We start from the raw sequence: 21,573 nt of genomic DNA on the forward strand, positions 1-21,573 counted from the left end.
ATGAGCGTGCGACGCCGGACGTTGGGTTCGCGCCCGCTGGCCAGATGAAGTGATTGCCTTACTTCAGTCCGGCCAAGTCGACGAACTCAGTCTCGATCACGACTTGGGCGATGATGCACGCGGTACCGGCTATGACGTGATTCTTTGGATTGAGGAAGCGGTCGCGCTTCATGGATTCGCTCCACCAAAGATCGCCGTACATTCGGCCAATTCGTCGGCCACACTCAAGATGCGAGCGGGTATCGCGACCATCGAACGGCTGGTTGCGCAGCGTCAGCGACCTGCTGGGACTGACGTAGACCGTACTCCACGCAGCTAGCGCATTCAAACTGAACCGCATGCACGCGTGTGCATGTCGAACGTGATCCGCCGGACGCTCGCCGTTTGCGGTTTCATGCTAACGCAACAGAAGCAGAGGCGACCGTGGTGGTGCACTGCACCGGATGGACGGGTTACATGGTGCTCGTATGGGCCGAACTGCATCCGATAGGCGCCCTATCCCCAACATGCCCGGCTGAGAAAGCAAGAGTGATGGGCATGGGACAGCGACGGGCAGAGTGATGTAGCCGTCGGACGGTCTTGGCGATCTCGTGACGTTCGATTAGGCCAGCTCGATCCGAACTGGCCTAATCGGTTTCATCTGTTTAGTAGACCATGCGGCCCTGCACCGCTCCAATCGGAGTCGGGAGAACGCAAAACGAGCCGACCGGCGCGGGCATGGTCGGGACCACACCAAAGTTGGGCGCTGCGCAATGCGTGCCCATTGCCACAGTCATCGGGGGTTGAAACGGTTGCGCCATCGGCGCCGGCATCGGAGCCGGAAACGGAACTCCGCCGAAACTCGGCTGCCCGAAAGGCGGCATGCCGCCCATGGGAGCCGGCAAGGGGCCGATCGGCGGCATGGGGCGCGGTTGGAAACCGGCTCCCCCCGAGAACGCGCCGGCCTGCTGTAGCGCCATACCAGCTCCGAGCACATTGCCCGCGCCCGGATAGATTGCGTTGGCACCCGCGATGGCGGCACGTTCAGCAATTTTGGTTTGGGCGTTGAACTGATCGGCCGCGTTGAAGAGCGGAGTTGCTTGAGGCGCGACGCATTTGCCGACGGCAGCGAGGAATCCGCCGTCACTGAGATCGCAGGCATGTGCCGACACTGCGATCAAACCGCTCGCCGCGATCCCGATCACGAGAAAACTGCGCTTAATCAGCGAAACGCGATGGGCGTTGCTATTCAGACGTTCCATGATGAACTCCACATATGAAAGGGTAGGCCTCTCAGATGTCGATCCGAATTAAATTCGGAGTCCTCACTTGTTGGAAGGCCTGCAACGAAGCGATGGAATGTACTTTAACTACATTTCGCTACGTTCGGCGATTTGTTGCGCCGCACATTTTGTGAGAATCTGATACTTGAGACGCCGCTTTAACAACCGCCCGCGCGCCATCTGTAGCACGTCTGGACGATGGAACCAATCCCAAAATTTGAAGCGCCGTTACATTTTGCAAAAGTGTAGTTTGCCTATATACATAACAGTACAATCGGCATTTACCCTCAATTAATGTTGCCGGATGGGAAACAAGCTGACCGAACGAGGCGCACGATATGGCGACGCGAAGTCGAGTCCGCGAGGACCTACTGGGGGATTGTGCTGACGAAGATCGCGAGGAATGCGATCGGAGTTGCGCAATCAGTTGCTCGTCCTCGACGCTCTTTGGCAGGGAGCCATAGGTAACTGAGGTGTGGCGGCCCCGACCAATGGTTGGGCCCACTGCTACGTCAGCGCTGAAGAATACGATGCAAGGCTTCGCGCGTCCGGTTACAAAGACGGGAGGTCGAAAGTTTTGGAAAGAGCGGTCGCCGAAAAAAACCCAGCGGGCTCGCTGGGCAAGCCGTCGGTTTAGGCGCGACAGCGGAGGTGCTGAAAAGCGAACTGGCCGAATGTCGATTCCGACAGCGGCCAGTTCTCTTGTACTTCAGATTGCGACTCGGGCGCTTCCGATCGGCTTAGTGGCCGAAATAGACCGGCGCGATGCTGTTGCCGGTGTGCGCGGGACCGCCCGATGCCGACGCGGTGTCCGCGACCCCACCGTAGCTGTTCTGGCCGTTCTGAGCGGCGACCCTCGCTTCGGCGGCTTGGATCTGCGCCGGGTAAGTCGTGCGATCCATGCTCGGGTTGTAGCCAGCGCGTTCAAGCTGCACCAGTTCCGCCTTCACCTGCGCGCGCGTAAGCGGTTGGCTTTGCGCGAAGGAAGAGACTGCCGGGACGGCGAGTGCAGCGGCGACAATGAGAGTTGCGAGTTTCATGATGCTTACCTCCAGATCTTGTTCTTCGCAAACAGCCCTGTTTGCGTTTAAGTGATCTCAGTATAGGTAAGCGCCCGCTTAAGATTAATGAGCGTTTCGTCAACAAATTGTTGTCCTATACGGGATAACCCTATGTCGCATTAAAGCCAAGCGAGGCGTCAAAGGGCTGCAAGCTGTCAAATCTTCGTAGCAGTTCACACTAACGCACTCTTGTGTCACCCACAAAGCTTGTGTATATTATCTTCATGTCCTCGGTTACCGAGGACGGAATTGTGATGAACAATACAGTTGCCTTGCGGTGTAGAGCGTCATGCGCCCTCTCCAGCCGCGAGCGCAAGAAAAAGACAGAAGGGCGACGGTTAGCCGTCGCGGCAGCAGAAGTACCTGCCCCGCTGTTTCTCCACCAGACCAGGCAAGCCGATTGCCGGCCCTGAGGGCGCAATGGAGACACGGAGCGTACGCCCTTGAGATCCAAGGTGATGGTCACCTAGGAAGAGACTCGTGGGGGCTGCGCTCCGCGTTCTCCGCGGCAGTTCACCGCCCCGGAGAACAAGAATGGAACCGAAAAAGGAACTGGAAAAGTTTCTGGATAAATACGCAGATCTCGACGTGCATGAGACTGCAGGCTGGCCGGCCGCAATGGTTGGTCATTTGGCCGGTTTCAGGAGGCCTAACTTGGCCATCGTGGCTGTCGCCGGCGTCGTCGGGATCGATGCATACAAGAATCTGCCGGCATCGATCATTTATGCAGCCCTTGTCGCTATCACATTGCTCGGCATTGTCGGCGGACGGGGGAACGGCTAGCAGGTATGCACGCGCGGTCTCTTGAATGCCGCGCGTTATCTAGTAACTGGGACTCAAATGCGCGCAGCACGAAAGCAGCCGAAAGTTCGCCTCAATCTGGATATGTCCGTCGAGGTCAAGGAACAGATCGAGGCGCTACGTGATCGCATGCATGCGGACAGTATGTCGGAAGTGATCCGGCGAGCGCTCGCGGTATGTGATTTCGTGCTAACTCAACAGGAGAAGGGTGCCACCGTCATTCTTCGTGACAGTGACGGCACCGATACACGACTGCCGCTTTTTTAACAAGCGGCGAGTGCCGGCGCTAAGCACCGTTCTGCTGCGATGCGCAGCTTGAGACGCATAGCAGCTACAGGAAGCGCACGGAGTCGCTCAGCTGCTGGTTCCAGGCGGCGCACAGTGTCGAGGAGGCGCGCAATACCTATTGGCACATGCGAGCCATTTCGTCCTCCTTCGTCGCAAGCGACGCTCCCTTCCGCCTGAGGGCGCTTGCCTTCGCATCGATCGCTGCATAGTCGTTATCAAAGGTTTGGACGTGCCGGCTATAAAGGGTGGCGTCCTGTGACAGGTCGATCCCCGGATACAGCTTCATTGCGGCGACGGCGTGCGTCTCGATCGGGCCACCACAGCGCGTTGGGTCGGGCAATGCGAGGAACTCTGCAAGGCTGCTCACAGAAGCCTTGCGTCGCTACACGATGGCGACGGCAAAGCTCCATGCCGACGACACGCCGATTCCGGTGCTCGCACCCGGGAACAAGAAGACCAAGACCGGCCGATTATGGGTCTACGTGCGCGATGATCGTCGCTCAGGTTCGAGCGAACCTGCTGCCGTCTGGTTCGCGTACTCGCCGGACCGCAAAGGTGTCCACCCTCAGACCCATCTTGCCGAATTCGAAGGCGTCCTTCAGTGCGACGGCTACGCCGGCTTCAACGAGTTGAACGAAAGTGGCAAAGTTCGACTGGCATCCTGCTGGGACCACGCTCGACGCTATGTATTCAATTATTCAATGTGCACGAGACAACCCCGTCGGACACCACGAAGCGATGGCTTGATATGATCGGCGATCTCTACGAAATCGAGGCGGCTGTCCGCGGCAAACCACCCGATGAGCGACAACGCGTCAGGCAGGAAAAGAGCAAACCACTGCTCGGCGCCATCGAGATGACGATGAGAGAGAAGCTAGCGACGCTTTGGCCGAAGGCGCCATTAGTCGAAGCGATTCACTACTGTCTGAATCGCTGGGATGGACTCACACTATTCTGTGAGGATGGACGCGTCGAGATAAGCAACGTGCTCGCCGAAAATGCCTTGAGATGTGTAGCCCTTGGTCGGCGCAATTTTATGTTCGCAGGCTCCGACAGCGGTGGAGAACGAGCCGCCGCAATGTACAGCCTCATCGGCTCGTGCAAATTGAACGACCTCAATCCACGCACCTACCTCGAATACGTACTGACGCACATTGCTGAATCATCAGGCCAACCGCATTGACGAATTGTTGCCCTGGAACGCCGCGAAGCATCTGCACGGGTCTGCACCCGTCTCCTTTGATCCCTTCTGCCAGACGTCACTTCGCAACTGCTGCGCGCTTCAACGCGTCGCCGGCAAACACGGGCACGCTCGGCGCAGCTTCGAGTGCAGGAATGACCAGCTTTCCTTCACGGTATTGCTTGCGCCATGCGTCGAAATATTCGGCACTGAGATACGGTCGTGCCGAGTCGCTTACCTTTCCCCCGTTTTCCTAACCAGAGTAGAAGACGCGATTTCCCGAGAGTCCGCGAGTAAAGAGGAACGCCCGCCCGATCGTTGGCAAGCACCCCCCGGTAAGGTAGTACTCTCCCGCAGCGGGATCGGCTGCGTTCGCCGTTAGAGTCGGGAGCGTAGTCTGCGTCCAGTTCAGCCCGTCGTCGGACAGAAAGGCGACCGCCGTCCCGTATCCGTACTGCGCCATGAACAACCGATCGCTACAGGTGAACGCCGCACTTGCGGACCCGTTGATGACGCCTTCCAGCCACGTTTTCCCGTCCAGCGAAACGAGCGTGTTGCCTCGAACGGGCGTAGTGCCCGCGCCTAGCGTTTTGCCGACCGGCGTAAATACTATTGCCTTGCTGCTCGAGATCGAGCTGTTCGTGTTCGGCGTCGAGTAGGTATAGCTCAGGTCCGCCGCAGGCGCGTAAGGCACCCACGTAATCAAATCCGTGGACGTGGCTCGTTCGCTGCGGTACAGCGTGTCACCTTTGAAGTTGCTAAGGAACCTCACGCTTCGAGCGCCGGAAGGTTGCCACGCGATGCCGTCAGCCGACTCGATATACGCGCTCGTTATTCCGTCGCTCGACACAGCGGGATAGCTCACGTACCACCGGCCGTAGGCGTATGACACGCCCTCTCCGAGCGGCGCCGACAACGTGGACTTAACACCAAGTAACGCGACCCGCCAAGTCATCGTGGCAACGTCTGCAAAGGCGACGAAAAGCTCTCCTTCACCGATTGTGGAACTCTCCGAGACATCGATGCCGTATGCTGCAATGACGCCCTTGCCGTCAGACGCTATATGCTGCACTTCCATGTAGTTCCCAGCGCCAAGCGGGTTCGGGATCGTTGTATATCCTGCGGTCCAGTTGATGCCGTCGGACGACGAGAGGTACGGCATCGTACCCTGCAAGGCATTCCAATTTGGTGCACCTGGCCGAGCGTACGGCGTATACATTGCGTGTGCGACGAACGCTGTTCCAGTCCAGACGGGCGGATCGTTCGGGTAGTTAGGCGACGCAACGATCGTTTGATTACCGGCCGAACCGACGACGACGTTCGGATTGACGGTGCCTTCGATCCAACGCGTGAACACACCTGAGGCGATGGTGTTCTTTATGGCGGGAGATTGCGAAGCAACAACGACTCCGCTTGCCGAAGTCTGTCCAGACGGTGCGTTAGTCGCGCCAGTGCCGCCTGTGCTCGTCGCGGGTGATGAGGACTGCGCTGTCGTACCGCCGCTACCGCCTCCACACGCCGCAAGCGTAAAAGCCATAACCACAGCCACAGAGCAGCCGCGCACTGCAAACCTTGTCCAGCAAAATTCCCCGAGTGTTCTACGCATAGTTTTATTGGTATTGGTCATGCAATATGCAGTTTCCGATTAGTCAGATTTTCCCTTCCGCGCTGTAGTACAGGCTCTCGCCGCACTGTCCGCAGAAGTGCTCACGCATAAACGTCTTTCGCATGACGTTACGGACCTGCACTCGATCGTCCCCGCAACTGTGGCAAGCGACACGGTTTCCCTTCATTGCCTCGGGATACGTCGCCCGGTACCACTTGTAGCTTTTCGCCTTCAACTTCTGCTTCCGGCGAATGTGGTAGTACGGAACGCCGATCACGGCCGCGAGAATGATGTAGCTAAACACTGATCCCATCGCTTTTCTAATTAGAGAGTTATTAATGCACGAACTCAGCAATGAGCCCGTTCGCAACAGCCACTATTCGTCGCCTGAAGGCTTATTGATAGTCGCGTTTTCCGAGTTCTCGCATGCGAGAACGTGTTTTCCTAGTCGCGAGGCAGCAAGCCTTCCGCGTTACGCGGGGACAAGGGTGCCCCTCTTGCATTCAGCTTTGCCGTTACCTCGGCTCCAGACGCGGAGCCCAGCCACATCCGAATTTGCCTGCCAGCATGTCATGCATACATTGATTCGGTATTTCGGGACGGTCCTGCCTTCGTACCGGCGCGGCCCGAACTGATAGTTAGTCCCGCAGGTGTCGCACGTTTGCATGAATTTCACGTCTTTCATGTCGTTTTCGTTCCAAATCACCATCCGCCGAGTGGACTGATGTTGGAGGACGAGAGCGTTAGCCTCAGCACCGCTAGGGCTGCACGCGACGCTTCGATCACGAACAGCCGAGTGCGTTGCCGGCCTCTCTTCACCGTTAAATACGCCATCGAGTAGCGGAACCCGTTGCCCTCTACCGCAGTTTCAATCTCGCCGGCGTGCTGGGGCATAAAAATCTTTCGTGCCATTCGGTACTTTGTTTTCTATTCGTGGTCGTGCGGTGGACGGTACTGCTCCGCATATTTCAGCAACTGGAGGTTCAGTGCCGCCGCGTTAGGGGAGTAATGGGCATCCCGATGGCAATTCGGGCACAAGGCGACGCAGTTCCAGACGCGGTCTCCCTTCTCCACTCCGAGGATGTGGTGCACGTCAAGGAACTCTTTGTAATGCAGCTTCTGCCCGCAGCCGGCGCGCTCACAACCGCTTGTGCGCGCAAGCACCGCGCGGCGAACGAGCGGATCGCGTTTGACCTCAGAACGCACCACGCCACGACGCTCGGCACCGTCGCTGCCGATGAGCCACGCGTCACCAACTGGGCAGTCATCGAAAGTGTCGTCACCGGTCTCGTCGATCTTTGCCGGTGCAACTGCCAGCTTGGCCAAATCAATAACACCGGGCCAGCTCCAGAGTACGTCCGCGACCTCATGACCATGTGCCTTACGATCGTCCTGGAGCCAGATTGTCGGGCTAGTGCCGTTCATCGCGTGATTCTTCGACATCCTGCCGAGCAGTCCCTTGGCGATCAAGCCGGCGCTCACATCGCGCTGACGGCGCCAAATCGGCGCAAGTTCGTCTCGGGGAATTAGCGCGGCGTAAGCGATGTCCAAACCATCGCGCTGAACAAAGAGGTGATGTGTATTTCCCTCAGCCCGGTCACGCTCGACTACGAAAGCGAGCGTGTCATCCCAGCTATCATTGATCAATCGAGCGCGCAATTGCGCGGCCGCGATTTTCCCCTGGTTCGCACGTTCGTCGGTGCGGCGCCAGCACAAGCGAACTCGCATCTGCAGCGTCTGACCATCGGGCGCCTGCACACGCAAAAACTGCGCAATTGCGGTGCCTGTCTGTGTGCGGTGATCGCGCAGAACCGAGTAGCCGCGCTCTGTTAGGAACGGCCCGATGGCATCGCGTGTCACTGCTTCTTCGACGAGGCTTTCTGTGCTGCGAAAGGCGCGTTTGTTCTCTGTCAACTGGTTCCCTCCACACTCCGTAACGCGGCGGTTTGCTATCGAGCAGGGACCAAGATCAATACGCCGGGCCGCTCTTCGCGCACTTGTCCTGGACCGTATGCGCTCACGCGGTCATTTTGAAGAATTACCGTGTAGTCAGCCCGGTTCCACGACCATCCACTGATCAAGCGATCGGAATAGCGCAACGCCTCATACTCGCCGCTTCGTTGAAACCCGTCTGGGTTTCCAAGAATCGAGACGACCTCGGCTTTTGACATTCCCTCGTGAACATCACCCATCTTCTGGCCGGTCACACAGCCACTTGCTAGGCCTGCGACCGAGAGCACTGCTATCCTGAGTATGGCCTTCATCATTGTCTGGTCCTTCGCTTTCGCGTCCTCGTTTTCCGGTGGGTTAGCGATGCGTCACAAGCGCAGGAATTCGATTTGACGCTCCGGTGCAAAGCGGCCCTTTTCCCCTGCCGGTTCGCTCGATGGTCATGCCGTCGCATGACAGGAACGGCCGAAACTGCTTTCCACCGTGCATAGGAGACTTTGTATGGACGAAGCACACGTCACATTTCGGGCACTTAAGGAGGTCGGGTGTCGTTGACAGGGCGGAGAGCAGCGCGACTGCCTCGCCGAGATCTCGAGCAACTGCCGCCCCCGAAAAGAAGACGTGAGTTGTCCCTTTTCCCTCAAGGCTCATCGACAGCTTCTCGTAGAGCGCCCGATTTACGTTTCCGAGAAATGCATTTCCGACGAAGCTGCCGAACGCAGTGATTTTCCAGCCATTCGGAAGGACCTTCTCGTACGAATCGCCAAATCCGGACGAGTTCAACAGTTGGAAAACCGCCGCAATGAGATCGGCGGACGCATCGTCTTTGGGTATGCCCATATCTCTCCCGTTCTCCGATCTACTGAGCGGTAGCGCGCCGGTAATTGCTGACGATCACATCCGAGCGTAGAACCGATTGCGTTGCATTTGCCTGGTGAAACTGCGCTTTCACAAACGCCTCGACAGCGACCGGATTGGCCTGCGGGAATTCCTGCATGATTTGACGATGCGCAGCTTCCAGCGTCGCGCCTATGGCCGGTGTTATGCCGTTACTCATAGCTCTTTTTCCGTGTTCTGGCGTCTTATTCTGTCGCGGGCTGCAAACGAGCGCCGCCCGAGTCCATGTCAAAGCGCACGATCGGGAACCGACTGGGCGTCACCACGAGCAGCGAGGCCGGTGCGAGCGCGGAGATCTTGAACGTTGCGGTCAGCAGATGCTGCCCTTCCGGCAGGTAGAGCGGCAGCGCCTCGCCCGGCGACAGCTCGGCGGTCTCCTTGCCGTCTACGGACAGCACGAGACTGGAGAACGAGCCAGCATAGGCGCCCGCATTGCGGATGACTGTGATTTTCTGGCCGCTGTCGCTCGGCGTCGTGAACGTGGTCGAGATCAGGCGACCGGCCGGCACGGGCTTCGCGCTGCTCAGCGGCACGGGGCTGGTGGAGCACGCTGCGAGTGCGGCGGCAGCGATCAACACGGAGTGGCGGCGCATTGCAGAACCTTTCATTTTTCCGGATACTCAACGAGCCTCTATTTTAGTATCACTATGATACCTGCCAAGGAGCTTGGCGTACTTCTTTGTCAAGCCTTCTTTCTGTAGCAATAACAGCCCAACAAGCATCCTTGCTGTCTGATCCGTGATGACCTGAGCGCCCGTTGCAATGCGCTTTACGCTGACTTCGGACATGCCAAGCGCCGATGCTGTTTGAGCATGGGTCCACCCCAATTCCGCTTGAATCTCCTTGAACTGTGCTGGCCTCACCTACTACCTCAAAATGATCGCGAACAAAGTAGCACAATGATACTCTGAGACATCTCATCGGAGTATCAGGGTGATAACGGCAGGCTCGGCGTTTTCTTTAGTCGAAGCCGGCATCTAACGCAGCTATAGCGTCGCGCAGTTCTTGGTCAGATAGTTCCACGTACGGGGCGACATGATCGAGTTCCGCATGGCCGAAAAGCAACTGAACTGTATCCAGCGAGTGTCCCAGCGCTACGAGGCGACTTCCAACGGTTCGACGGCCGCTGTGACTACTGTGGCCCGCTGCAAGCCCCGCAGCCCTGTACAGTCCGGTGACGTAGCTTTGCAAACTGTCGGCGGCTAGGTATTCGGGTATTCGACCGCCTCACCTCGAAGGTTTGTGCGCCGTCTGGCGGTCAGTTCGAATGCACCACCCTTCTGCGTGACGATTAGACGCGTTTCCGGCATTAGCCCACGATAACCGCGTCGGTCGATGGCCGTGCCTGCACAGCGTTGTTAGCGCCATTCGACGTAGCGGTCGAACGCTTTGATCGTCAGATGGTGCGACAGGTACACGCATCGCGCGCGACAGCCCTTTGCGATTTAGGCGCGTAAGCTGACTTCTCGCGACGCGCGCCGGTCTTTGTGAGCACATCGCGAACTTCGAGCCGAGCGATTTCGGTAGTGCGCATGCCGCACGTCAATCCGAGTAGGAGAATTAGGGTGTCTCGTTCGGGGAATCGCTGGTTGCGTCGGTGACCTGAAGCAGATGGCGAAAGCGGGCGGGAGTGAGAACTTTAGCGCGTTTGGGTTCCGTGTTTCCTATCTCGGAATATGCTCGAAAACCGATCCTGTTACGAGAGGAAAAACGCGTGGCGCTCCTTTCCAATATAACGGCCGCCGTGTCTCACTTCCTCGTAAAATAGGCGCAGACGCTGCGACGCTGATGCCGACCGCTGGACGCGACCGCCCCGGATTTTCTAACCTTTTGGCCTTTCGGCGCGCGGCGAGGCCCGTTCGCCGTGGGGAATCGGCACGTTCCCCGGATTCATTAACCTTTCGAGCGTCGCCCGAGCGCCCGTCATGACAACGCAACGGCACCGACAAGCGCAGCGTTTGAAAGACACGCTCCGACCGCAGGCGGTTGACCGGAAGATGAGAAGTTGCGACGCGACCTGAACCCGGGCGCGTCAAGCAATGACAAGACATGAGCGGCCCGGTGCGGCCCCTCAGTTCAGCGAACGGAAACGAAGAAGGCACACTTCTTCACCGGCTTTGCGCGCGCTGCTGACTTCATATCGGCCCGAGCTCGTCATTACTTGATCAACTGCATCCCGGCAACCTTCGAGGCCGTCACGTCGAAAGTGGCCGTGTACTCGCACTCCGCGACATGCCCCGACCGCTCGATTAGGCAGTCCGCGAAATCCGCTTTCCCAGATGCCACAAAAACGCGCAAAGCCTTTCGCACCGTGTCAGCAGCCTCAACGACCAGTTCCTTGGTGCCGATCATCGAATCGACGATGTCCTTCATCTGCTCGCGCTCGACGCCATAGCACCGCCCGAGCACCCACACGACCTCAACCAGTGCGACCTGCGAGACGTATCCCGGTCGTTCCGCAGATAGGGAATCCATCAGCGCCGTCGCCTTCTTTGACTGCACCGCGTCGTCCTGTGCGAAGTAACGGACTAGCACGTTCGTATCCAGTCCAATCATCGCGCGGACGCCCCCTGCTCGGCGATGGCCCGGTTCATGTCCTCGATCGAGACTGATTTCGCAGGCTTCTTCACGATACCCTTGAGAGACGAAAGCGAGCGCGTGGCCGCATAGACCTCATACCGGCCCGTTGCCTCATTGAAGCTGAATTCGATCCGGTCGCCGGACTGCAAGCCAAGCTGATTGCGCACGTCTATAGGGATCGTGACCTGGCCCTTTGAGGTGATAGTTGCTGCTGTCATGATGAACCTCCATTATTCCTTACTTTATGGTAAGGCAAGCCGAAAAACAAGGGCTAACCGTTGACGCCGATCACGCGCGCAATTGGCAAGTGCACGCCAGTGCGTGCGTCGCACTGGCACATCTATGTTTGACGGTTAGTCGCATTTGCCCGCGCCGCTGAAGCGTGCTTCAATGAGCCGAACGGGACTCGACAACAAAAGACACGATGAATCTCCAGGATCCGAGCCCAGATGACTGGGATGACTTTGAACGCGCACTGGCGAACGATGATGGCTCTGCTGCCAGAGAACATTTGGCCGCGGGTCGCGCGATTTACTATTCCGAGTCGGACACTCCCACCGGTACCTGCGTGAAAGAGTATCCGGACGGACGTCGTGAGATTGTGACGTTTGATGTCGACGGTGGCGAGGTGCTGATCTCGGTCGCTTCGCACCGATCCCGGCAATCGCTGGCCGACGCACTGGCGCAGCACCCTGAAGATAGCACGAGTGATTTCGAGCCACCCGTCGTCGAAATTCGGCTTAAACGAGCAGATCTTGAGGAATGACTGCTATGTCTCTTAAGTTGCCGAATACCGGCATCCGCGAGTTCGTCGCTGATCTCGCGAAAAAGCATAACGTGGAATACATCGAAACGAACTACAGCGCCCTTGCACGACAGATTTCGCGCCTTTCCGATGCCGAGGTCGCACCTGACGAAACAGAAAAATTAGTGATCGCTCTCCGTCAGGCTAAGGTAATTGACGGTCCGACAATGGTCGCATTGTTGGGCCGGTATTTTGATGAGTTAAATGTTACACCACGCTAATTCGGAAGGCTTAAAGGCAAGATCGTTATCCGGATGATTTCGACGCACCGCTTCCCGATGACGTGCTCGATCTGTTTCAAAAAGGCGAGAACCCGTAGTTCCCGACAGTCGGACTGCAGGGAGCATTGGAAATCATTCCAATGCGCGGCAATATTTTTACAACGATTAATTATCGTACTTAATTCGACATTATCGACATTTGTCCAGCCGCACCAGTACGTGGCTACTATCGCCATTCACTGTTCATCCTCTGCAACATTCAGCGCAAACGATGCGCGGCGCTTTCTCCCAACAAATTCTTTTGGGAATGATTCAAGAAACCCTGAATACCGCCGTGCGCCGATAATCGCTGCAGCGTCTTTGTCAAAGATTTCCGGAGTTGCCTGAAAGACAAAACGGATGAGCTGATCTACCTGAGCGATCACGAGCTGCACATCGTCGCCCACTCGCGCCGTCTCGTTTAGCGTGCGAACCACGGTCGCTGCGAGCCGCGCCTCAGCATCACGAATCTCTTCGAGCACCGTCTCGTCGGCGAGGAATCGTTCGACTGCCAACCCAATCAATGCAGTCACGGTCGAGGCCCGCTGATCTGCCATTGCCTTCAGCCGTTCGACGCTTGACGGGTCTAAACGGACGGTTGTGTGAGTCTTTTTCATCTTTTACAGCCAGTCTGAAAGGAGTGTTCTCAAAGCGAACACAGAATACGTCTGATGAATACAATTGTAGCACGCTCGGCGGACCTAACCACGAGCCTTAGCGCGGAAAAACTCGGCCGTGTGTGCCACACTCTTTATGTTCCACTACATGTTGTTTTCGGGTCTAACTGCAGCTTTTCCCGGAAAAGCTCTCGTAGATGCCCGGGTTCCGGGGAGGCCAGGCGCTCCGGCGCCGGTTCGGCCGACGCGAGAAACGGGGCCGGCGAGCCCCGCATGCGAGCCGACGTCGCGGATTTGCCCCTCCCGAGCTGTTTTGCGCCGCGCGGGTACAGCCCGAGTACTGTGCGAGTACGTGACGAGTACAGAAAGACTCCCGGCGCTCCCGCACTGGGGTACTCAGAAAGTACGGCGCGGGTACTATCAGGGTACCAATCCTCCGATGTACGATTCGCTGGGTACGTAACGGGTACGCCAGAAGTACGGCAAAGGTACGCGACAGGTACACCCGCCGGAAACACGGTAAAATGCGACGATTCCTTAGACGATTGCCTGTGAAATGACCGACAAAGAACCCAAAAGAGAGGCGGTGCCATTCCCGCGCTTCTCAGTCGCAGCGGGCGAGAAGCGGACGAAAATCGGCAGGTTGCGCGAACTCTTCGACGAAATCGAGACGGCACAACAGCAAGGTTGGCGACTTGAAGAAATTCTGCGCGGATTGGCAGATCAGGGGCTAGACGTTTCTCTCAACACGTTGAAGGTTTCTATCAAGCGACTGAGAAAAAACCGTATCGAACCCATATCAAGAACCAAAAAAGAGACCGTTGAACCCCAAAACAAAAGCGTGGACAACGTGCAGCCGAGAACTTCGACAACCGCTGGGACCATCTCGAAAGACGGTTTTCGCAATCCGATGCCAACGTTTCACCGCGACGTGACGAAAAGACTAAACCTGGACGAATAACGAGGATAAAACATTAGCATCAAAATCTAAATCAAAGATAAAGTCAACCTCATTTTGCAAGGCAAAGGCGGCATCAGGAAGTCGCTGGTTGGCAATATGCTTGCCGAATGGTTCAGAACGCAGCATGCGCCAGTCAAAGCGTATGACTTAGCCAAGAAAACACTACGCTCGCGCATTCCAAGGCGCTGGAAGTCGTTCATCTGAATGTGATACGGTCTGACCGTACCATCGATCCAATGCAGTTTGATAAGCTTATAGTGGACATTATCGAATCACCGGAGGCACGAATTTCCTGGTGGACACAGGCGCGAATACGTTTCGCCATTGATGGCCTATTTTATTTCGAACGGCGCATTCGACGCGATTCGTGACGCCGGAAAAACGCCTTTCATTCACTCAATCGTGGGGGGGCGACAACCTGCAAGACCCGGCCGAAGGTTTTCACGCGGTCGCTGAATCCACACGCGTACCGAATGTTGAAACGGACGTGGCGTTAGTAGTTTGGGAAAACGAGCTGACGGTATGGAAGTACCGCCTGGTGGCACTTCTGTGGTGGCGGTGGGCTACTCTTCGCGATCGCTGGCGGGGTTATCGGGGCGGCGTTTTTCAGCCGACACGAGAACCGGTCGCCCGATGAGGTGCCGGAGATTGCGGCGGGTCAGGACTTTCTCTCGATCTCGCCGAGACTCGACGCTGAGACGCGTAGTAAGGTGGTAAAGCTGGTGGAATCGACTCACAGCGATTAATCGCCGCGTCAGGGAGTTGCGTTGTCGTCAAAAGCCCCGTCTTGTGCGACAGCGCAAGGCGGGCTTTTCTTCGCCGGCGAGAGACGGCGCCGTTGCGATCGAATCTCGTCTCTAGCGCTCCTTTTCTCCGCACCGGGCGGTTCGAGCCCGGTTTGGCTGTTGGCGGTTGCCGAGCGCGGGGGGCGCAGCCCCCAAGAGCGGTTCCTTCGACTCTTTTAAATCGCAGCCGTAACCCGCGCGAAAGCTGCGAAACTGGTCGAAGCGAGTTGTCGTGAGTAAGCGCCGCAACGCCAGCCGGGACGATGCCGAAGCCCGTCTGTGCGAAGTCGCACGGGGGGCGTTTCTTCCAGTGGCGTAAGCCAGCCAGCGCGCTTGCGCTGGACGCCTTCTAACTCTCCTTCTTCCAGACCGGGGCCTTCAACTGGGTGCGCGACCGCAAGCGGAAGTCTGGCTTGCTCATGCGTATCGCACCGACCGAGCATCATCTATAAAAGTCCACCAACGAATATTGACGCCGGTATAGGCCCGTCTCTCGGCCAAGAAGTTCTTCGATCAAGGCAGTTCGATATTGAATGTAGATCGACGCCGCCTTGCGCTCGTTCTGTTTATTAAGCCTTGCTTGCGCCATTGAGATCGCGAAAGCAAGCATAGCCGGCCCTGTGCGAAGACCCTCGCCATTCAGCGTACCCGTTTTATACAAACCGCGGAGCGCGTCTTTGACCAATATCTTCAACCACTCGTCCGACAGATTTTGTGGGATCGCCGCGTCAGGGCCCCAGCCTACGACTTCTCGTTGCAGTCTTTCCAAAAGATCATCGTTCATTGTGGGCGGCAATTCCCGAATTGCGCGGTGCACCATTGCGCCTCCTTTGGGTCGTAAATACCGTGGTCTTGCATGCATAGTACCGGGAATATACGGGCATGCAAAGAGTCTCTGGCGCTTTAGACGAAACTGGGTACCTGCTTGCCTTGGGTAGGGCAATTCGAGTGCTTAGGGCCGGCGTTGGGCTCTCGCAGGAAGGGTTAGCTCACGCGGCTAAGATTGACCGCAGTCACATGGGCAAAATCGAACGAGGTGAGCGCAACGTCACCATTCTCAATGTCGTCCGAATCTGTTCGGTCTTGCGCTGTTCCGTCTCTGAGTTGACTGCGCGAGCAGACGCAATCCTCGCTAACGACGCAGTCTCCGCCTCGGAACGATAGGCCGTTGTGGACGAGCGAACCTGTTCCCGGCAGCGGTTCCCATCGGCTAGTGTGGCTGCGAAAGGCGGCACTATAACGATTGCGGGCGAGCCCAGTAAGGCGCGCCACAACAGTCGGTTCCTCATCATCGAGACGTTTGATCAGTAGGTGCCACCCGTAGGCTTGTGTGATGATCTGCTACCTGCTTCTGCCCTCCTGGCGGCTCAGCGTTTCTGCACATCTTTCTGCATACCACCTCGAAGTTTCTTTGTCCGGAGGAGCTAAGCCGTGTCCGTTATCTCGTTATCTAGGATTTCCTAAAAAAGAGCTAAGAACCTTCTTAAAACCTTCTAGCATCGGTCCGCGCTTGTTCTTTTCCCTGTGTCTTCAGATGTTTACGCAAGTCCAAAGGTGAATATCTGACTTGAATCGGTGGGTATCTGACTCGTTTGGGTAAGTATTTGACTATCGTTGGTGTACATCTGACTTAAATGGGTGAGCATTCGACTATTGGCCTGTGGATAAAGGGCGGCTCGCCGTCTTGCTCCGAGATTGGCATGTTTTTGTGATTTTGAGGCCTTCGAACCCTGCGTTTTCCCGCCCAAAACCCGGTTGTTCGCTCGGTTGGTGACTATTTGACTTGATTTCCAGCGTGCTAGATGGCTTTTAGAGTCAAATAGTCACCGTTGATTGAGGCGGTAGTGATCATTTGACTAGAGCCGGGCTGCGGCTACGTTGGCCTTCGGGTCAGCGGGTTCCGTCGCTCGATACCCGATCGGCGCTGGAGGTGAGCATTTGGCCCCGGACCACCCTCACTTTGTCCGTTTCGTCGAGGTGCCAAGATGAAAGAAACCCTACTTCCGTCAAGCGGTCCAGTGCTGCCTTGATTGCGCGGCGGAAAAATTTGATCTCAGCCATACGAGATCCACATAGCTTATGTATCGTCTCGACTTTCATTGGGTACGGATGTTGATTGGTCGAGTAGAAGGCATGCAGCCATTTCTCCAAAGGAGAAAGCTTGGTTCTGATTTGCCAATCGATACGTGTGTAATCGCCAGGTTTGAGCTGTGCTGCGACCTCGCTGTTGATCTGCACCTTCCAAAAGGTCACTTCGTCAAAAGCACCCTCTTGCGCACCGGCGTACTTGAGCAACAGTGGACCGCCGTAGACGACCGGAACACTGCTTTTTGTGCGGGAGCGAGTTACCTCCAGCGCGCATGCGGTTAAGCGACGTATGGTTTCCCGCAGTTCTACGAGGCTGCGAGAGTTTTGAGTCCAGCCAAGCATCTTTATGAGAGAACGAGCCTCGAAGTCGACCCACTCCTGCCGATTGTCAACAGTGGCGCCGCGAGACAAATGGAGGATTTGCAAGTAGACGTCATAGTCGCGCTGCCGCAGTTCCTCTCCCGTGTACGTGATTTTGATGTGTTCCAACGCATAGATCGGCTTCGCCTTGAGATCCATACGCGCATCCCTTTGCCCGCAGGTGAAGAGCGCGGATCGAACCAGATCGTGCAGCACGGGCCGATGATCTTCCGACCATAGCGGAATCTGGACACGTGTCGGTGGGCGCGGCGACTGTTGACTCCCGCTCTTCCTCCCTGCGAGGGATTTCTCAAGCCTTGCGACAATCTCGAGCGCTGTCTCCTTGGGCGCTACCTTCTCGGTCGCCTCTGAGGATTTCAGAAATTCGGAGGAAATCAGACCCGCTGCTTTCTTTGTCATTTGCTTCGTTCCTCGGCGTCGATCAGGTATTCTAGTGCCGATTACTTTTTTCGAGTATAACAACAAATTTTAATCGGACGGACAATGATTGATCCTTTGCGCCCTGAATACACAATCGACGACATCGAGGATCAGGCCAATCGCGTGGCGGACGTTGTGGAGCGTGTTCGGAACAGCATCTTTTCGCCGGACTACATAAAGAAGCCCCCTACTTTCTCGGTCGCCCAGCTTGCTGCTCTTTGCCGCATCGATCGCAGCGCCCTAACGAGACGGGTTGCAAAGGGCGATCTCCCCGCCGGCAAGGAAATAAACAAGTCCCGTCGCGACTTCACGTTGGCCGAAGCCCGGCGATGGGCACGTGCTTACGGACGGTCGTATACGCGCGGACCGGATGACCGGGCGGTCGTCGTAACCACCGGGAACAGCAAAGGCGGTGTGAGTAAAACGACCACGACAATGTGCATGGCACAGGGGTTGTCGCTTCTCGGATACCGTGTGTTGTGCATCGACTTGGACCCGCAGGGGTCGCTCACGAGCCTATGCGGCTACCTGCCAGATACCCAGGTTCAAGAGGAAGACACAATTTTGCCGTTGTGTGCCGGAGATGAGCTTTCGCTTCGATATGCAGTCAAGCCGACCTATTGGGATGGACTGGACGTCGTCGGTTGTAGCCCGGTGGCCTTCGCAGCCGAATTCCACATTCCAAGTCGACAGTCGAAGCGTGAACCCGATTTTCGATTTTATGACGTGCTCAACAAAGGATTGCACGACCTTCGAGCGGAATATGACGTCATTTTAATCGACACCTCACCAACACTTTCCTACTTGTCTTTGAACGCCTTCTTCGCTGCTGACGGGCTGATTATGCCGATACCGCCCCGCGGCATGGATTTCGCCAGTTCAAGCCAGTTTTGGACTCTTTTTTCGGGTTTGGCTTCCTCAATTGCCGAGCAGGCAGGTGCTGAAAAGACATGGAAATTCATCGACGTTCTGCTTTGCATGACCGAGGGTCAGGGCAACGTGAACGAAAGTGTGGTGAGGGAATGGGTGAAAGTGGCGTACGGGGACAAGCTGATGACAGGAGAAATTCCGAAGACAGTTGTATCAAGCTCGTCCGGTACCAAGTTTTCTACGGTCTACGACATAACCAAGTACACCGGTAGTGCCAAGACCTATCAGACGGCGCGGGTTGCCTATGACGCAGCCGTCGATCAAGTAGAGGCGCAAATCAGACGTGTCTGGGTTAATTGAAGGAGTTAGTTGATGACAAGTAAGAAAGAGGAGGCGGCTCGACTCGCCGCTGCCGCATTGGATCCGGCACTCACGCCTCGCCTGGAACGTAGAACGCCGCGAATTGCGATGAACAGGGTCACCGATTTCACAGGCGAACTTGAAAAGGTTGAACGAGATCTGAGCGAGGCGCAAAGGAAACTCGCGCTTCACGACGGGGCGCGGCCCACGCGGAAACTCTCACCGGAGTCGATTAAAGCTTCGAAGTTTGCAAATCGAATCGAGCGGTCGTTTGAAGGACCGTCATTCGAAGCCTTCAAGCAAGAGATTTTGAGCGCAGGCGGGAACGTGCAGCCGATCAAAGTGAGACGAATCGGCCTGGAAAACTACGAAGTTGTATTCGGGCACAGACGACATCGAGCGTGCTTTGAGCTTGGATTACAGGTCCTTGCAATGATTGAAGACGACATGTCCGACAAGGATCTGTTTGAAGAGATGAGCAGGGAAAACGAACAGCGAAAAGACCTCTCCGCGTATGAGCTCGCCATGCATTACAAACGAGGCATTGATCTCAAGCTCTACCGGAATTGGTCTGAGATTGCAGCCGTGCTAGGGAAAACCAAAAGTTTGATGAGTCGCTACAGCGCACTTGCTGAACTACCTGAAGCTGTTGTGAATGCGTTTCGGTCGCCAAGCGACATCCAACCGAAGTGGGCGGAAAAACTAAGGCGAGTCATTGATGTTGACTCCGCCGCGGTGATGAGTGCAGCGAAAGCGGTCGCAGGAAAGTCCCTTCCCCCTAAGGAAGTGTACGAAGCACTTATCAATCGCACGGCGCAGGAGTTCACCCGGGTGAACTTTTCGTTTGGAACATGGAATGAGACAAATAAGAAGGCGACGATCGACATCGATAAGACGACTTTAGGTCCAGAAAGACTGGAGTCGCTTCGGGCTTTCTTGACATCGTTGCAGTCCGAGAGTTCACCGGAGTGAAGTCAGTTGCGTTCACGCTCCGCCGTCCGGCTTGGCGAGCCTAGAGCAACAAAGCCGGAACTTAGCACGTGTGAATCGTGACAACAGACACGCCCTTCGGGCGGATTGTCCCGTTTATGCATAGACCGACCCGGGGCTTGATCGGTTGAGCCGCGCGATTGTCCGACGACGGAGCTTGGCCATTGTCTCCAACTATTCTCTTAGACCCCCAATACCTCTTGTTCGCTTGCGATGTCGTTCTGGTGGCGCACCGGCGTCGTTAGGTGGTCGTCCCGCGCGTGGACGCGCGCATCGCCTGACCGACGTGTCGATCCGTCATGGCCGGGATACGGTGTTCATAGTCGATCGTCAGCGTATGGCGCCCTCTTTCCCAATAAGCGTCCGACGTTCCACGCCTCGACGTCAATCCGCGTCGGACGGAGCCCGAGGCCGTCGAGCACAGGGCACTGACCCCCTCGGGCGACGCGCGTTCGCGCGCGAGGTGGAGGGCGCCGGAGGCGTCGCCGTAGTGTCTAGCCCAGCGTCTGCTAGTTGGGGCATGAATGCACAGGGTGCTGGCGAACTCGCGTGTCATGGGTTCGCACCCGTCAACCGGGCTCATGCTGCCTTTCTTGGGTGTCTTCGGACCAGCACAGGTGAACGTTGCGCCGTGCTGGCAAGGTGCGGCAAAAAATCGACCTTACTGACGTCCGAGGCAAATCCTGCTGAGCAAATGGGGGATGTATCAGTATCACCTTGTGGCAAGTCGGCCTCTAGATCGATCGGAACAGGGCCATGCCTTTGATCCTCGCGGTTGCTGATCGTGGGTCGGTAGGCGAAGATAGGCTTCGGCGCATGCGAGATAGCGAGCGCCGTCTTCAACTTTTTCTAGGTCAAACACAATGGCAACGGGTACGGTCAAGTGGTTCAACGATGCAAAGGGCTTTGGCTTCATCACGCCGGACGCGGGTGGTGACGATCTGTTCGCGCACTTCTCGGAAATCCAGTCGAACGGATTTAAGTCGCTCGCGGAAGGGCAGAAGGTGACGTACGACGAGAAGATGGGTCCGAAGGGTAAGCAGGCGGCGAACATCAAGCCGGCGTAAGGATGGGGACCCTGGCGATTCAAGCGGTCGTCGGGGCGTCACTTGGACGGGGCGGAGGCCAAGAAGCGGTCAATGAAGGCGCCAAGGAGGCAAACAGTCAAGCCTGCCTTGTCTGCTAATTGTCGCAGCCAAACCATTCATCAGCGACCCATTTTAAGGTCCGCGAGGTTCTGTCTCGCGACGTTAAGCAAGTCAATTGGTGCATCGGGCAATGAGATAGCGGCAATGTAGTCGGCGATTGCCCCGTGGAAATCGCTCTGCTCGCCTTTGGCGATGCCGCGGTTGATGAGGGCCTCTATCACCTTGTTGGTCGGCGCATTGGGCAGTGCGATTGCGGCGGTGTA

25 protein-coding genes and 1 pseudogene are annotated in these 21,573 nt (G+C 56.7%); 11 read left to right on the plus strand and 15 right to left on the minus strand.

All coding sequences use genetic code 11. From position 1 onward, the window contains the following. The first annotated feature begins 49 nt into the window (after positions 1-49). Positions 50-319, plus strand: a complete 270-nt coding sequence (locus tag NCR93_RS29045) for a cyclic-phosphate processing receiver domain-containing protein (protein WP_350029165.1) — start codon at positions 50-52, stop codon at positions 317-319. A gap of 325 nt (positions 320-644) precedes the next feature. Here NCR93_RS29045 and NCR93_RS29050 read toward each other — a convergent pair whose 3' ends face one another. Both NCR93_RS29050 and NCR93_RS29055 read right to left on the minus strand, forming a co-directional pair. Next, positions 645-1,241, minus strand: coding sequence for a hypothetical protein (locus NCR93_RS29050; protein ID WP_250532359.1), 597 nt, complete (start codon positions 1,239-1,241; stop codon positions 645-647). Positions 1,242-2,002: 761 nt separating this feature from the next. Continuing rightward, positions 2,003-2,302 (minus strand): DUF4148 domain-containing protein, encoded by a 300-nt coding sequence (locus tag NCR93_RS29055; RefSeq protein WP_250532360.1) that lies wholly within the window; start codon positions 2,300-2,302, stop codon positions 2,003-2,005. Between the two features lie 555 nt (positions 2,303-2,857). Between NCR93_RS29055 and NCR93_RS29060 the strand changes: the two genes are divergently transcribed. The 3 genes and pseudogenes from NCR93_RS29060 to tnpC form a co-directional block, all read left to right on the plus strand. After that, positions 2,858-3,106, plus strand: a complete 249-nt coding sequence (locus NCR93_RS29060) for a hypothetical protein (protein ID WP_250532361.1) — start codon at positions 2,858-2,860, stop codon at positions 3,104-3,106. A gap of 57 nt (positions 3,107-3,163) precedes the next feature. Beyond that, on the plus strand, positions 3,164-3,391 hold the full coding sequence (locus NCR93_RS29065; RefSeq protein WP_250532362.1) for a ribbon-helix-helix protein, CopG family: 228 nt from the start codon (positions 3,164-3,166) through the stop codon (positions 3,389-3,391). A 313-nt stretch (positions 3,392-3,704) separates the two neighbouring features. Further along, positions 3,705-4,644, plus strand: a pseudogene (gene tnpC, locus NCR93_RS29070) (IS66 family transposase); the annotation flags it as partial. Positions 4,645-4,845: 201 nt separating this feature from the next. Here tnpC and NCR93_RS29075 read toward each other — a convergent pair. From NCR93_RS29075 to NCR93_RS29115, 9 genes are all read right to left on the minus strand, one after another. Next, positions 4,846-5,754: a hypothetical protein gene (locus NCR93_RS29075; protein WP_250532363.1), complete on the minus strand. Its 909-nt coding sequence runs from the start codon at positions 5,752-5,754 to the stop codon at positions 4,846-4,848. Between the two features lie 1,371 nt (positions 5,755-7,125). Then, on the minus strand, positions 7,126-8,112 hold the full coding sequence (locus NCR93_RS29080; RefSeq protein ID WP_250532364.1) for an HNH endonuclease: 987 nt from the start codon (positions 8,110-8,112) through the stop codon (positions 7,126-7,128). A 393-nt stretch (positions 8,113-8,505) separates the two neighbouring features. Beyond that, complete coding sequence (locus NCR93_RS29085) at positions 8,506-8,988, minus strand: hypothetical protein (RefSeq protein WP_250532365.1); 483 nt, start codon at positions 8,986-8,988, stop codon at positions 8,506-8,508. Positions 8,989-9,007: 19 nt separating this feature from the next. Further along, entirely contained in the window at positions 9,008-9,205 is a 198-nt protein-coding gene (locus NCR93_RS29090) for a hypothetical protein (RefSeq protein WP_250532366.1), read from the minus strand. Positions 9,206-9,230: 25 nt separating this feature from the next. Then, on the minus strand, positions 9,231-9,653 hold the full coding sequence (locus NCR93_RS29095; RefSeq protein WP_250532367.1) for a hypothetical protein: 423 nt from the start codon (positions 9,651-9,653) through the stop codon (positions 9,231-9,233). Between the two features lie 12 nt (positions 9,654-9,665). Continuing rightward, positions 9,666-9,833 (minus strand): hypothetical protein, encoded by a 168-nt coding sequence (locus NCR93_RS29100; protein ID WP_250532368.1) that lies wholly within the window; start codon positions 9,831-9,833, stop codon positions 9,666-9,668. 172 nt (positions 9,834-10,005) lie between these two features. After that, positions 10,006-10,236: a tyrosine-type recombinase/integrase gene (locus tag NCR93_RS29105; RefSeq protein WP_250532369.1), complete on the minus strand. Its 231-nt coding sequence runs from the start codon at positions 10,234-10,236 to the stop codon at positions 10,006-10,008. Positions 10,237-11,202: 966 nt separating this feature from the next. After that, positions 11,203-11,601: a type II toxin-antitoxin system VapC family toxin gene (locus NCR93_RS29110; RefSeq protein WP_250532370.1), complete on the minus strand. Its 399-nt coding sequence runs from the start codon at positions 11,599-11,601 to the stop codon at positions 11,203-11,205. Further along, positions 11,598-11,843, minus strand: a complete 246-nt coding sequence (locus NCR93_RS29115; RefSeq protein ID WP_250532371.1) for an AbrB/MazE/SpoVT family DNA-binding domain-containing protein — start codon at positions 11,841-11,843, stop codon at positions 11,598-11,600. The genes NCR93_RS29110 and NCR93_RS29115 overlap by 4 nt, the downstream gene beginning before the upstream one ends. Positions 11,844-12,049: 206 nt before the next feature. Between NCR93_RS29115 and NCR93_RS29120 the strand changes: the two genes are divergently transcribed. Together NCR93_RS29120 and NCR93_RS29125 are read left to right on the plus strand one after the other, a co-directional pair. Then, on the plus strand, positions 12,050-12,391 hold the full coding sequence (locus tag NCR93_RS29120; RefSeq protein WP_250532372.1) for a hypothetical protein: 342 nt from the start codon (positions 12,050-12,052) through the stop codon (positions 12,389-12,391). Between the two features lie 5 nt (positions 12,392-12,396). Next, positions 12,397-12,651: a hypothetical protein gene (locus tag NCR93_RS29125; protein ID WP_250532373.1), complete on the plus strand. Its 255-nt coding sequence runs from the start codon at positions 12,397-12,399 to the stop codon at positions 12,649-12,651. 236 nt (positions 12,652-12,887) lie between these two features. Here the strand turns inward: NCR93_RS29125 and NCR93_RS29130 are convergent, their stop codons facing one another. Further along, on the minus strand, positions 12,888-13,307 hold the full coding sequence (locus NCR93_RS29130) for a hypothetical protein (protein ID WP_250532374.1): 420 nt from the start codon (positions 13,305-13,307) through the stop codon (positions 12,888-12,890). Between the two features lie 556 nt (positions 13,308-13,863). Here NCR93_RS29130 and NCR93_RS29135 point away from each other — a divergent pair. Continuing rightward, positions 13,864-14,268: a hypothetical protein gene (locus tag NCR93_RS29135; RefSeq protein ID WP_250532375.1), complete on the plus strand. Its 405-nt coding sequence runs from the start codon at positions 13,864-13,866 to the stop codon at positions 14,266-14,268. 1,227 nt (positions 14,269-15,495) lie between these two features. Here the strand turns inward: NCR93_RS29135 and NCR93_RS29140 are convergent. Further along, complete coding sequence (locus NCR93_RS29140) at positions 15,496-15,873, minus strand: hypothetical protein (protein ID WP_250532376.1); 378 nt, start codon at positions 15,871-15,873, stop codon at positions 15,496-15,498. A gap of 62 nt (positions 15,874-15,935) precedes the next feature. On the opposite strand from NCR93_RS29140, the gene NCR93_RS29145 reads away from it, so the two are divergent. Continuing rightward, positions 15,936-16,217 (plus strand): helix-turn-helix domain-containing protein, encoded by a 282-nt coding sequence (locus tag NCR93_RS29145; protein WP_250532377.1) that lies wholly within the window; start codon positions 15,936-15,938, stop codon positions 16,215-16,217. Positions 16,218-16,943: 726 nt separating this feature from the next. On the opposite strand, the gene trfA is transcribed toward NCR93_RS29145, so the two are convergent. Then, entirely contained in the window at positions 16,944-17,921 is a 978-nt protein-coding gene (gene trfA / locus NCR93_RS29150; RefSeq protein WP_250532378.1) for a plasmid replication initiator TrfA, read from the minus strand. Positions 17,922-18,005: 84 nt separating this feature from the next. Between trfA and NCR93_RS29155 the strand changes: the two genes are divergently transcribed. The 3 genes from NCR93_RS29155 to NCR93_RS29165 all read left to right on the plus strand — a co-directional run bounded on the left by NCR93_RS29155 (position 18,006) and on the right by NCR93_RS29165 (position 21,229). Beyond that, complete coding sequence (locus NCR93_RS29155; RefSeq protein WP_250532379.1) at positions 18,006-19,172, plus strand: AAA family ATPase; 1,167 nt, start codon at positions 18,006-18,008, stop codon at positions 19,170-19,172. A 12-nt stretch (positions 19,173-19,184) separates the two neighbouring features. Continuing rightward, a complete protein-coding gene (locus tag NCR93_RS29160; protein WP_250532380.1) occupies positions 19,185-20,144 on the plus strand; it encodes a ParB/RepB/Spo0J family partition protein in 960 nt (319 codons plus the stop codon). Between the two features lie 881 nt (positions 20,145-21,025). Next, a complete protein-coding gene (locus NCR93_RS29165) occupies positions 21,026-21,229 on the plus strand; it encodes a cold-shock protein (RefSeq protein WP_250532381.1) in 204 nt (67 codons plus the stop codon). Positions 21,230-21,369: 140 nt separating this feature from the next. Here the strand turns inward: NCR93_RS29165 and NCR93_RS29170 are convergent. Then, a partial coding sequence (locus tag NCR93_RS29170; protein WP_250532382.1) for a hypothetical protein occupies positions 21,370-21,573 on the minus strand: 204 nt, incomplete at its 5' end.

Origin of the sequence: Caballeronia sp. ATUFL_F1_KS39, assembly GCF_023630985.1 — a bacterium.
In the GTDB taxonomy this organism is placed as follows: domain Bacteria; phylum Pseudomonadota; class Gammaproteobacteria; order Burkholderiales; family Burkholderiaceae; genus Caballeronia; species Caballeronia zhejiangensis.

Coding starts and splice junctions, on each gene's coding strand:
- NCR93_RS29100 (WP_250532368.1), bottom strand. CDS start 9,833: ATGTCCGAAGTCAGCGTAAAGCGCATTGCAACGGGCGCTCAGGTCATC.
- NCR93_RS29075 (WP_250532363.1), bottom strand. CDS start 5,754: ATGCCGTACCTCTCGTCGTCCGACGGCATCAACTGGACCGCAGGATAT.
- NCR93_RS29050 (WP_250532359.1), bottom strand. CDS start 1,241: ATGGAACGTCTGAATAGCAACGCCCATCGCGTTTCGCTGATTAAGCGC.
- NCR93_RS29145 (WP_250532377.1), top strand. CDS start 15,936: ATGCAAAGAGTCTCTGGCGCTTTAGACGAAACTGGGTACCTGCTTGCC.
- NCR93_RS29060 (WP_250532361.1), top strand. CDS start 2,858: ATGGAACCGAAAAAGGAACTGGAAAAGTTTCTGGATAAATACGCAGAT.
- NCR93_RS29095 (WP_250532367.1), bottom strand. CDS start 9,653: ATGAAAGGTTCTGCAATGCGCCGCCACTCCGTGTTGATCGCTGCCGCC.
- NCR93_RS29065 (WP_250532362.1), top strand. CDS start 3,164: ATGCGCGCAGCACGAAAGCAGCCGAAAGTTCGCCTCAATCTGGATATG.
- NCR93_RS29130 (WP_250532374.1), bottom strand. CDS start 13,307: ATGAAAAAGACTCACACAACCGTCCGTTTAGACCCGTCAAGCGTCGAA.
- NCR93_RS29165 (WP_250532381.1), top strand. CDS start 21,026: ATGGCAACGGGTACGGTCAAGTGGTTCAACGATGCAAAGGGCTTTGGC.
- NCR93_RS29055 (WP_250532360.1), bottom strand. CDS start 2,302: ATGAAACTCGCAACTCTCATTGTCGCCGCTGCACTCGCCGTCCCGGCA.
- NCR93_RS29140 (WP_250532376.1), bottom strand. CDS start 15,873: ATGGTGCACCGCGCAATTCGGGAATTGCCGCCCACAATGAACGATGAT.
- trfA (WP_250532378.1), bottom strand. CDS start 17,921: ATGACAAAGAAAGCAGCGGGTCTGATTTCCTCCGAATTTCTGAAATCC.
- NCR93_RS29125 (WP_250532373.1), top strand. CDS start 12,397: ATGTCTCTTAAGTTGCCGAATACCGGCATCCGCGAGTTCGTCGCTGAT.
- NCR93_RS29115 (WP_250532371.1), bottom strand. CDS start 11,843: ATGACAGCAGCAACTATCACCTCAAAGGGCCAGGTCACGATCCCTATA.
- NCR93_RS29120 (WP_250532372.1), top strand. CDS start 12,050: ATGAATCTCCAGGATCCGAGCCCAGATGACTGGGATGACTTTGAACGC.
- NCR93_RS29085 (WP_250532365.1), bottom strand. CDS start 8,988: ATGGGCATACCCAAAGACGATGCGTCCGCCGATCTCATTGCGGCGGTT.
- NCR93_RS29090 (WP_250532366.1), bottom strand. CDS start 9,205: ATGAGTAACGGCATAACACCGGCCATAGGCGCGACGCTGGAAGCTGCG.
- NCR93_RS29110 (WP_250532370.1), bottom strand. CDS start 11,601: ATGATTGGACTGGATACGAACGTGCTAGTCCGTTACTTCGCACAGGAC.
- NCR93_RS29155 (WP_250532379.1), top strand. CDS start 18,006: ATGATTGATCCTTTGCGCCCTGAATACACAATCGACGACATCGAGGAT.
- NCR93_RS29135 (WP_250532375.1), top strand. CDS start 13,864: ATGACCGACAAAGAACCCAAAAGAGAGGCGGTGCCATTCCCGCGCTTC.
- NCR93_RS29160 (WP_250532380.1), top strand. CDS start 19,185: ATGACAAGTAAGAAAGAGGAGGCGGCTCGACTCGCCGCTGCCGCATTG.